The 9,464-nt window shown below is 58.6% G+C and carries 10 protein-coding genes and 4 tRNA genes; 5 read left to right on the forward strand and 9 right to left on the reverse strand.

Translation table 11 applies throughout. The annotated features are described in order from the left end of the window. Positions 1–363: 363 nt before the first annotated feature. The 4 genes from ACSFE6_RS23570 to ACSFE6_RS23585 form a co-directional block, all read right to left on the reverse strand. Positions 364–439: transfer RNA gene (locus ACSFE6_RS23570), tRNA-His, on the reverse strand. An 88-nt stretch (positions 440–527) separates the two neighbouring features. Next, positions 528–612, reverse strand: a tRNA-Leu gene (locus ACSFE6_RS23575). 57 nt (positions 613–669) lie between these two features. Continuing rightward, a tRNA-His gene (locus tag ACSFE6_RS23580) sits at positions 670–745 on the reverse strand. Positions 746–777: 32 nt separating this feature from the next. After that, positions 778–854: transfer RNA gene (locus ACSFE6_RS23585), tRNA-Arg, on the reverse strand. A 275-nt stretch (positions 855–1,129) separates the two neighbouring features. Between ACSFE6_RS23585 and folD the strand changes: the two genes are divergently transcribed. Continuing rightward, positions 1,130–1,984 (forward strand): bifunctional methylenetetrahydrofolate dehydrogenase/methenyltetrahydrofolate cyclohydrolase FolD, encoded by an 855-nt coding sequence (folD, locus tag ACSFE6_RS23590; protein ID WP_435429834.1) that lies wholly within the window; start codon positions 1,130–1,132, stop codon positions 1,982–1,984. 238 nt (positions 1,985–2,222) lie between these two features. After that, complete coding sequence (pbpG, locus tag ACSFE6_RS23595) at positions 2,223–3,161, forward strand: D-alanyl-D-alanine endopeptidase (RefSeq protein WP_435429835.1); 939 nt, start codon at positions 2,223–2,225, stop codon at positions 3,159–3,161. Between the two features lie 56 nt (positions 3,162–3,217). Here the strand turns inward: pbpG and ACSFE6_RS23600 are convergent, their stop codons facing one another. Continuing rightward, a complete protein-coding gene (locus ACSFE6_RS23600) occupies positions 3,218–3,433 on the reverse strand; it encodes a hypothetical protein (protein ID WP_435429836.1) in 216 nt (71 codons plus the stop codon). Between the two features lie 79 nt (positions 3,434–3,512). After that, positions 3,513–4,241, reverse strand: coding sequence for a peptidase C39 family protein (locus tag ACSFE6_RS23605; protein ID WP_435429837.1), 729 nt, complete (start codon positions 4,239–4,241; stop codon positions 3,513–3,515). 179 nt (positions 4,242–4,420) lie between these two features. On the opposite strand from ACSFE6_RS23605, the gene ACSFE6_RS23610 reads away from it, so the two are divergent. After that, complete coding sequence (locus ACSFE6_RS23610; RefSeq protein WP_435429844.1) at positions 4,421–4,579, forward strand: hypothetical protein; 159 nt, start codon at positions 4,421–4,423, stop codon at positions 4,577–4,579. Positions 4,580–4,654: 75 nt separating this feature from the next. On the opposite strand, the gene ACSFE6_RS23615 is transcribed toward ACSFE6_RS23610, so the two are convergent. After that, positions 4,655–5,404, reverse strand: a complete 750-nt coding sequence (locus ACSFE6_RS23615; protein WP_435429838.1) for a TerC family protein — start codon at positions 5,402–5,404, stop codon at positions 4,655–4,657. Between the two features lie 29 nt (positions 5,405–5,433). Continuing rightward, on the reverse strand, positions 5,434–5,676 hold the full coding sequence (locus ACSFE6_RS23620; RefSeq protein ID WP_435429839.1) for a hypothetical protein: 243 nt from the start codon (positions 5,674–5,676) through the stop codon (positions 5,434–5,436). Positions 5,677–5,811: 135 nt separating this feature from the next. Here ACSFE6_RS23620 and nhaR point away from each other — a divergent pair, with 135 nt between their 5' ends. After that, entirely contained in the window at positions 5,812–6,711 is a 900-nt protein-coding gene (gene nhaR, locus ACSFE6_RS23625) for a transcriptional activator NhaR (protein ID WP_435429840.1), read from the forward strand. Here the strand turns inward: nhaR and ACSFE6_RS23630 are convergent. Then, the gene (locus ACSFE6_RS23630; RefSeq protein WP_435429841.1) at positions 6,698–7,858 is read right to left on the reverse strand and encodes an MFS transporter; all 1,161 of its coding nucleotides are present in this window, start codon (positions 7,856–7,858) and stop codon (positions 6,698–6,700) included. The genes nhaR and ACSFE6_RS23630 overlap by 14 nt on opposite strands. Before the next feature lie 278 nt (positions 7,859–8,136). Between ACSFE6_RS23630 and sstT the strand changes: the two genes are divergently transcribed. After that, on the forward strand, positions 8,137–9,369 hold the full coding sequence (gene sstT / locus ACSFE6_RS23635; protein WP_435429842.1) for a serine/threonine transporter SstT: 1,233 nt from the start codon (positions 8,137–8,139) through the stop codon (positions 9,367–9,369). The last annotated feature ends 95 nt before the right edge of the window (positions 9,370–9,464 follow it).

The following is a 9,464-nucleotide window of genomic DNA, read 5'->3' on the forward strand; positions in this document are numbered from 1 at the left end:
CGACCCAAGAATCAAGGGCATGCATTCTAGTGGGTCAAACTCAAGAAGTCACCCTACTGAAAACGGGTAAAAAAACAGCAGGCAATTTGAAGGCGGGGACAAACGGTTGCGCCTCGCCCTGTTAGCAAATACAGCCAATCAAGCCAGGGCTCTGCGCCAACCTCTTCTATATATAGAGGCGACTGAATCATCTCCCTGACAACCAGCCTCGCGAGCAAGGCGGGCGGGCAATGCGCAATCATCGAGATACATGTATACGACGAAGCGCCCTGCCCCTGCGACCCGAAACCCGCAGCCGCCAAACACTCAAACCCCTGAAACAAAAAAGGCGCCAGACTGTTAAATCTGGCGCCTTTCGAAATATGGGGTGGACGATGGGGATCGAACCCACGACAACGGGAGTCACAATCCCGTGCTCTACCAACTGAGCTACGCCCACCATATTGCGTAACAACTTGCCAACAACAAAGCCTGACGACTTTTTTGTTGAACTCCAACCAGGCCGAGTGGCACAGATGAAGCTTATTTGGTGCGGATGAAGAGACTCGAACTCTTACGCCTCGCGGCGCTGGAACCTAAATCCAGTGTGTCTACCAATTCCACCACATCCGCGGATTGAAGCTTTTAAAGCAAAGGCGCCAGACTGTTAATCTGGCGCCTTTCGAAATATGGGGTGGACGATGGGGATCGAACCCACGACAACGGGAGTCACAATCCCGTGCTCTACCAACTGAGCTACGCCCACCATATCGCGCTACTTGTGCCAAAGCTGCCTAATGGCGCACCCGGCAGGACTCGAACCTGCGACCATCCGCTTAGAAGGCGGATGCTCTATCCAGCTGAGCTACGGGCGCCTTATTAATCTGTACCCTTGGAGGACTACAAACTAAATGCTTTCCAGCCTTACAGAACCTTGATTCCGCTTGACCTTCTTAACCAGTGCTAGGCTGTGCCCGACAAGTGCGACGAATAGTATAGAGCGCCCCGAGGGTCGTCAAATCCTTTTTAAAAAAAATTCATTTAATTAAAGGGCTTAGGGGAATTTACAGACCAAGCGCCTTTGCCCTCACCGCATGACATGCGAGAATGCGCTCTCTTTTTTTCCCCTCTCGATGGTTAATCACGCGCAATGACTGCACAACTAATCGACGGCAAATCGATCGCCGCCAGCCTGCGCCAGCAGATCGCCCAACGCGTCACCGAGCGTCGCCAGCAAGGCTTGCGTACGCCTGGCCTCGCGGTGATCCTGGTCGGCAGCGATCCCGCCTCTCAGGTTTATGTCTCGCACAAGCGTAAAGACTGTGAAGAGGTCGGCTTCCTTTCCCAAGCTTATGACCTGCCTTCCGATACCACTCAAGAAGCGCTGGCCGATCTGATCGATCGCCTCAACGACGATCCGGCAATCGACGGCGTACTGTTGCAGCTTCCTCTTCCCGAACACCTGGACGCGTCCAAACTGCTGGAGCGCATTCGCCCGGACAAGGACGTTGACGGCTTCCATCCTTATAACGTCGGTCGCCTGGCCCAGCGTATTCCTCTGCTGCGTCCCTGCACTCCCAAAGGCATCATGACCTTGCTGGAAAGCACCGGTGCCGATCTGTACGGGATGAACGCCGTGGTGGTCGGGGCCTCCAACATCGTTGGCCGCCCGATGGCAATGGAACTGCTGCTGGCCGGTTGCACCGTGACCGTCACTCACCGTTTCACCAAGGATCTGGCCGGCCACGTCGGTCGTGCGGACCTGGTCGTGGTGGCTGCCGGCAAGCCTGGCCTGGTCAAGGGCGAGTGGATCAAGGAAGGCGCGATCGTGATTGACGTTGGCATCAACCGCCAGGAAGACGGCAAACTGGTCGGTGACGTCATCTACGAAACCGCCCTGCCCCGTGCCGGCTGGATTACTCCGGTGCCGGGTGGCGTTGGTCCGATGACCCGTGCCTGCCTGCTGGAAAACACGCTGTACGCGTGCGAAACCCTGCACAGCTGAACCCTTTTGCCAAGGTAGCCAGTGACTCAAGGAACCCCGCTCAAAGCGGGGTTCTTTTTTGTCAGCGGAACGGGATCGACCATCCGCCGGAAAATGACGTTTTTTTCATGTTTCCAAGGACTTTCACGCTGCCCTCGAACAACCATCGACAGTTATTCAGCCATACTCCAGAATGTCGCGCTTTTTGAGAAATAGCCCGTTACATAACGGTGTATCAACACTTTATGAGTCTGCCAGCGTGAAAATCCGTCTTTCCATCCTGAGCCTATTTTTTGCAGTTACAGGGACTTTCATCACGCCAATTGCCAACGCCGGCGAAACCACCGCTGCGCCTCGAGACACCTCGCAACTCAAGCTCGCTTCCGGCAGCACCTTGTTGCTGGACATGCAGACCAACAAAGTCATTTACGCCAACAATCCCGACGTGGTGGTGCCCATCGCGTCCGTCAGCAAGCTGATGACTGGCCTGGTCGTGGTTGAAGCCAGGCAGAACATGGATGAATACATCAACGTCAACATCAGCGACACGCCGGAAATGAAAGGTGTGTACTCCCGAGTGAAGCTGAAGAGTGAACTGCCGCGCCGGGAAATGCTGCTGATCGCCCTCATGTCCTCTGAAAACCGGGCGGCCGCCACCCTGGCCCACCACTACCCGGGTGGTTACGCCGCGTTCATCGCCGCGATGAACGCCAAGGCCAAGGCCCTGGGCATGACCAATACCCACTTTGTCGAACCCACCGGTCTTTCGCCGCGCAACGTGTCCACCGCCCGCGACCTGAGCAAACTGTTGATTGCTGCGCACAAGTATCCATTGCTGACGGAGCTGAGCACGACCAAGGAAAAAACCGTCACGTTCCGCAAACCCGTCTATAGCCTGGGTTTTCGTAACACCGACCATTTGGTCCGCAAACCGGACTGGGACATCCAGCTGACCAAAACCGGTTTCACCAACGAAGCAGGTCACTGCCTGGTGCTGGTGACCCGGATGAGTAACCGCCCGGTTGCCCTGGTGCTCCTTGACGCTTACGGCAAGTACACGCATTTTGCCGATGCCACGCGCATCCGCAATTGGGTCGAAACCGGCAAGAGCGCCAACGTAGCGTCCGCGGCCATGCAATACAAATCGGACAAGAACCTCAAGCAGCGCCAGAGCGGCGTGGTTGAGGCATCGAAGTAACAACATCGCGCACATAAGAAAGCCCCGAACATTCGGGGCTTTTTTTTCGTCAACGATCAGTCGTTGGGCAGCGGCATCTGGTCGTCATCCGGAATGCCATCCCCTTTGCTGGGGTCTTGCCAGCCCTGCGGATGTTTCACAGGCGCCACGACCGGCCGGGCAAGCGGATCTCGCAACGGGCTGTCCGGATCCAACACTGGGTCGACATTGCCATCTGGGGTTGTCGGAACGTTTTCCGGGCGTTTGTCGTTGAAGCTCGAATCGGTAGACATATGCACCTCCGAGGGGGCCAGGGTCTTATCTATCAGATACCCCTGGCCCCGTCCGGTGCCGAATAGATGACGAACGGACTTACTGCGCGGCCAGAGCTTTTTTGGCCTTCGCAGCCGCCTGCTCTTGCCCTGCCTGGGCCAGATCGTTCGCAGCCTTGAGCCAGCGCTGCTGATCGACTTCGGCCGGAATCTGCGTCGGCGCCTGAATCAGCACGGCCCAACCACCGGCGTCCTTGAAAGCCGATTCGAACGAACCGAAGCTCATCAATACCCGCTGCTCCATGCCCGCACGCAACAGTACCGTCTGCTTCTGACGGTTGTAGCCGGACAAAATGGCATAACGCGGTTCAGCCCAGAGCGCGGAGCCCTCGGTAAAACGCACCATCACCGGATAACCCGCTGCCACCTGAGTCAGCAGGGCTGGCAGATTGCTGTCCAGGGGATAGACCATCATTCCGTATTCACGCGCCAGGTTCTGCATGTTCTGTTGCAGCTGGGCCTCAGCGCCCGGCAGATGCAGCGGTTTGTCGAGCAAGCCCGGCGTGATCACGATGCCCTGCTGGGACAACAGGCTTGCCAACACTTGCGGCCCGCTTTGATTGGCAACGCCGCGATAGAACCGACCTGTGAGTTCGACCCGCTCCGGCAGACGCTTGATCTGCGGTGCAACGTTGCCTGCACACCCGGACAACCCGGCAATACAGCCCGCAATCAGTGCCACCGATAGAATTCGAGAAATTACCCGCACCATCATCACTCTCTTGTTCAGACGCCAGGCAATCCGCTTCCCGGCTTGGCCGTCGATCATAGGACGCCGCGCGGTGGCGGTATAGCCTTAACCCGCAGTTGATTGCGCGCTATAGAGCGAACTGATTGGTTGCAGTCGACCTTCGGTCAATAGCCTGCAACACGTCAGCGGCTAGACTGTCACTTGCAAAGCGTGTGCGCCCGCCGCAGGGCAAAGAGGAGGCACTGATGAGCCTGACAATGACTATCGTGATGTTGATTTCCGGCTGGCTGGCCGTCGCCGCCGCCATGTTATGGGGGGTCCTGCGCATTACCCGTCGCCACCATCACCACCCCGCCCGGCCGGCACCCGAGGCGAAAAACGATAAAGCTGACTCGCGTCACGCCTCCGCACACTGATCAGCCATTTGCACCGTACACAAAAAGGCCGCCTGCACTCTCTCGAGTACAGGCGGCCTTTTCATTCAGCGCAGGTCAAGCCTCAGCGGCAACGCGCTTCTGCTTCGCCCGGCGGGACATCATGTTCAACACCTCGATCGCAGCCGAGAACGCCATGGCAGCGTAGACGTAGCCTTTCGGTACGTGGGCGCCGAAGCCTTCGGCGATCAGCGTCATGCCGATCATGATCAGGAAGCCCAGGGCCAACATGACGACTGTCGGGTTGTCGTTGATGAACTTGGCCAGCGGGTCAGCCGCCAACAACATCACCAATACCGACACCACCACCGCGATGATCATGATCGGCAAATGCTCGGTCATGCCGACAGCGGTAATGATGCTGTCGATGGAGAACACCATGTCCAGCATCAGGATCTGGCCGATCGCTGCGGCAAAGCCCAGGGTCACGGTCGACGTTTTCGAGGTCGGATCTTCCGGCGACGGGTCCATGCTGTGGTGGATTTCCGTGGTGGCTTTCCACAACAGGAACAGGCCGCCGGCGATCAGTATCATGTCCTTCCAGGAGAACGCGTGGCCGAAAATTTCGATCACTGGCGCTGTCAGCTGGACGATGAACGCGATAGTACTCAGCAAGCCCAGTCGCAGGATCAGCGCCATGCCGATACCGATGCGCCGCGCTTTCTGCCGGTGCTTCTCAGGCAGTTTGTTGGTCAGGATCGAGATGAAAATCAGGTTATCGATGCCCAGCACGATCTCCATCACCACCAGGGTGGCCAGGGCGACCCAGGCAGTGGGGCTAGCGGCTAGCTGTAAAAGGTATTCCATGGGTCAGTCCTGACTCGCTGTAAGACGGTTTAGATTTCCTGGGAGGAAGATTCGGTTTTCTCCGCATCTTTTTCCGATGATTCTTTCTTGCTGATCAACCCGCCGGTGGCCTCGCTCAGTGCTTGCTCGGCGGCTTTGTGGGTGTCGTCGATGGCCTGTTTGGCACTTTCGGCAGCCTTGCCCATCAGTTGCTGAGCGCTTTTCTCGGCCTGTTCACAGCCGGAGAGCACCAGCACAGACGCGATCAGCAGAGCCGTGGTTTTAAGCTTCATGATGTTTTCCTCGATAGAACAAACAGGACCGCAACGATTGCCCGTTGATAGCGACGCATTCTAGGGAGATGAATACTTCAGGAAAATTCGTATTTTCAGCGGTTATACTTCGTTTTTTACGAACTGTAGATCGCCATGCTCAACTATCGCCAATTGCATTACTTCTGGGTCGTGGCCAAGACCGGCAGCATCGTGCGCGCCTGCGAGCAGCTGAACCTGACACCCCAGACCATCAGCGGGCAGATATCACTGCTCGAACAAACCTATGGCATCGAACTGTTTCGCCGGGTCGGCCGACAACTGGAACTCACGGAAGCCGGCCGCCAGACCCTGCCCTACGCCGAACAAATGTTTCAGCTGGGGGGCGAACTGGAGTTGATGCTGCGAGCCCGACCCAATGAGCAACAGATTCTGTTTCGCGTGGGCGTAGCGGACGTGGTACCCAAATCCATCGTCTATCGCTTGATCGCGCCGACCATGGAATTGAGCGAGCCTCTGCGTATCACCTGCCGCGAGGACAAACTTGAACGTTTGTTGGCCGATTTGGCGATCCAGCGCCTGGACCTGGTGATTTCCGACAGCCCGATGCCCTCGCATCTGGACATCAAGGGCTACTCCCAGAAACTCGGGGAATGCGGGATCAGCTTCTTCGCCACCGCCGAATTGGCAGCCTGTTATGGCCAGGACTTTCCTCGCAGCCTGCACGGCGCGCCCCTGTTGATTCCGGGCTCGGAAACGGTGGTGCGCAGCCGTTTGCAACGCTGGTTTGCCGAACAGCAGATCCAGCCGCAGATTGTCGGCGAATTCGACGACAGCGCCCTGATGCAGGCGTTCGGGCAATCCGGAAGCGGGATTTTCATCGGCCCGAGCGTGATCGCCGACGAAGTGAAGCGCCAATATGGCGTGGAGGTGATCGGCCAGACCGACGCGGTGAGCGAGTCGTTCTACGCCATTTCGGTGGAACGCAAGGTCAAGCACCCTGGCATTGTCGCCATTACCGAAGGTGCCCGACGCGAGCTGTTTACAGCGCTGTGACCGGTTCCCGGGGCTTGAAGGTCATCAGCGCGATGGCCAACAGGATCGAAGCCAGGATCAATCCGGCGGCAGCGAAACCCAGTCCTTGCAGGCCGACACTGTCGATCACCCGACCACCGATCATGGCGCCCAGGCCGATTCCCAGATTGGCCCCGGCGATGTTCAGCGACGCGGCGAACGCTGGCGCCTCCGGTGCGGCCTTCATCAGGCGTACATGGCTGACCAGGAACAGCGCCGCCTGGGTAATACCCCAGATGCCCATCGCCGCCGCCAGCCCGAAAGGCGAATGGATGTTCGGTACCAGCGCCACCAGGCCGGCGATCATAAAGGCGCAGAACATCAGCGAGGCCACCAACGGATGCCGATCCACCGCGCGACCACCCAGGGAGTTACCGATCAGCCCTACCGCGCCGAAGCCCATCAGGCACCAGCCGACCACCGTGCCGTTGAGCCCGGCCAGGCGCTCAAGGATGTCCGCCAGGTAGGTGTAGGCGGTGAACATGCCGCTGAACACCACAATCGACAGCAACACATGCCCCACCATCAATGGGCTGCGCAGAATCTTGAACTGTGAGCGGAAGCTGACCTGATGCTGATGCAGGTTGGTTTTCGGCAGGTAGATAAACAGCAACAGCGCCTTGGCAAAGGCGATGAACGCCAAAATGGCGAAGGCACTGCGCCAGCCGAATGCATCGGAAATAAGCGTGCCCACCGGAATGCCGAATACCGTGGCGCAGACGATGCCGAAGCCGATCTTGGCGATGGCGCGTCCGGCGTAGTCAGGCCCGACAATGTCTACCGCCGTCTCACTCGCCAGCGCCCAGAATACCGGCAGGCCCAGGGCCGGTATCAGCCGGGCAAAGGCCATCACCCAGATGTTCGGTGCCAACGCGGCGAGGGTATTGGCCAGGCCGAACATGACCAGCACCGAGATAAACAGCTTGCGTCGTTCGAAGCGGGCGAAGTACGCCGTGAGGAACGGCCCGAACGCGGCGACGGTGAAGGCGAACAGCGTCACCAGCAACCCCGCTTGCGGGATGCTGACCTCGAGGTCACGGGCGATGGCCGGCAACAGGCCGACGATGATGAACTCCGTGGTCAGTACCGTGAAACCGGCGGCCGACAACAGAAAAACGGGCAACAGCATGCAGAACTCCAGAAAAACGACGACACCAGCGATAGCCCGAAGGCTCACTGGAACATGAAAATGAGGATGGCGAAGCTTAACAGAGTGTTTCCGATCAGGGTTGCACGAACCTGCAAATCGCGTTTAACGGCCGGTGGCAGATCGTCACAGGACTGAAGTATCCGGAGCACGCTGTGATAAAGTCCGCGCCCCGCGAAACGTACACCCTGATCATCGATCGCTTTCCGGCGTCGATGTCGTGATACCCCCGCACCTAATAAAATCAGAGATGCCGTTTTATGAGCGCTTCATCCCCTTCTCTATTGCAACGCCTCAAACGCCTGAGCCTGGTCACGCAGATCCTCATTGGCCTGATCGCCGGTATTACCCTGGCCCTGATTGCGCCTGAAGCGGCGAAGTCCACAGCCTTTATCGGCAAAGTCTTCGTCTCTGCCCTGAAAGCGGTCGCGCCGATTCTGGTGTTCATCCTGGTCATGGCATCCATCGCCAACCACAAACACGGCCAGGAAACCCACATCCGCCCGATCCTGTTCCTGTACCTGCTGGGTACATTCGCGGCCGCCGTGGTCGCGGTGGTGGCCAGCATGATGTTCCCATCGAGCCTGGTGCTGTCGACGCAGGACGTTGCGGTCACCGCCCCCGGCGGCATCAGCGAAGTGCTGCAAAGCCTGTTGCTCAGCGTGGTCGATAACCCGGTCAGTGCGTTGATGAACGCCAACTTCATCGGCATCCTGGCCTGGGCCATCGGCATGGGCATTGCCATTCGCCATGCAGGCAAGGCCACGCGCGGCGTGCTGGACGACCTGTCCAACGGCGTAACCCTGATCGTACGCATGGTGATTCGTTTTGCCCCGCTGGGGATCTTCGGTCTTGTGGCCTCGACCCTGGCCACCTCTGGTTTCGGCGCCTTGATCGGCTACGCGCACCTGCTGGCCGTGTTGCTGGGCTGCATGCTGTTCGTGGCGCTGGTAATGAACCCGGCGATCGTGTTCTGGAAACTACGCCGCAATCCGTATCCACTGACGTTGATGTGCCTGCGCGAAAGCGGCATTACCGCGTTCTTCACCCGCAGCTCGGCGGCGAACATTCCGGTCAACCTTGAGTTGAGCAAGCGCCTGGGCCTGCACGAGGACACCTACTCGGTGTCGATTCCGCTGGGAGCGACCATCAACATGGCCGGCGCATCGATCACCATCACCGTGCTGACGCTGGCGGCCGTGCACACCCTGGGCATTGCCGTGGACATTCCGACGGCCATCTTGCTGAGCGTCGTCGCGGCGATTTGTGCCTGTGGTGCTTCGGGTGTGGCGGGTGGTTCGCTGCTGCTGATCCCGCTGGCATGCAGCCTGTTCGGAATCCCGAGCGAAATCGCCATGCAGGTGGTGGCGGTCGGTTTCATCATCGGTGTGCTGCAGGACTCGGCGGAAACGGCGCTGAACTCCTCGACCGATGTATTGTTCACCGCGGCGGCTTGCCTGGGTGAGGAAGCGAAAGCCGAACGTCAGGCCTGACCCGCCTCCCCCTGTTGGAGATCCCCTGTGGGAGCGAGCCTGCTCGCGAAAGCGGTCTGTCAGTCACATTAATGGAGTCTGACACTCCGCATTCG

This window comes from Pseudomonas baetica, from assembly GCF_051216495.1.
Taxonomy (GTDB): Bacteria; Pseudomonadota; Gammaproteobacteria; order Pseudomonadales; family Pseudomonadaceae; genus Aquipseudomonas; species Aquipseudomonas baetica_B.

Excerpts from the sequence above, each read along its gene's own strand:
- folD (WP_435429834.1), top strand. The coding sequence starts at position 1,130 with ATGACTGCACAACTAATCGACGGCAAATCGATCGCCGCCAGCCTGCGC.
- ACSFE6_RS23600 (WP_435429836.1), bottom strand. The coding sequence starts at position 3,433 with ATGTCTACCGATTCGAGCTTCAACGACAAACGCCCGGAAAACGTTCCG.
- ACSFE6_RS23605 (WP_435429837.1), bottom strand. The coding sequence starts at position 4,241 with ATGATCGACGGCCAAGCCGGGAAGCGGATTGCCTGGCGTCTGAACAAG.
- ACSFE6_RS23610 (WP_435429844.1), top strand. The coding sequence starts at position 4,421 with ATGACTATCGTGATGTTGATTTCCGGCTGGCTGGCCGTCGCCGCCGCC.
- ACSFE6_RS23615 (WP_435429838.1), bottom strand. The coding sequence starts at position 5,404 with ATGGAATACCTTTTACAGCTAGCCGCTAGCCCCACTGCCTGGGTCGCC.
- ACSFE6_RS23620 (WP_435429839.1), bottom strand. The coding sequence starts at position 5,676 with ATGAAGCTTAAAACCACGGCTCTGCTGATCGCGTCTGTGCTGGTGCTC.
- nhaR (WP_435429840.1), top strand. The coding sequence starts at position 5,812 with ATGCTCAACTATCGCCAATTGCATTACTTCTGGGTCGTGGCCAAGACC.
- ACSFE6_RS23630 (WP_435429841.1), bottom strand. The coding sequence starts at position 7,858 with ATGCTGTTGCCCGTTTTTCTGTTGTCGGCCGCCGGTTTCACGGTACTG.
- sstT (WP_435429842.1), top strand. The coding sequence starts at position 8,137 with ATGAGCGCTTCATCCCCTTCTCTATTGCAACGCCTCAAACGCCTGAGC.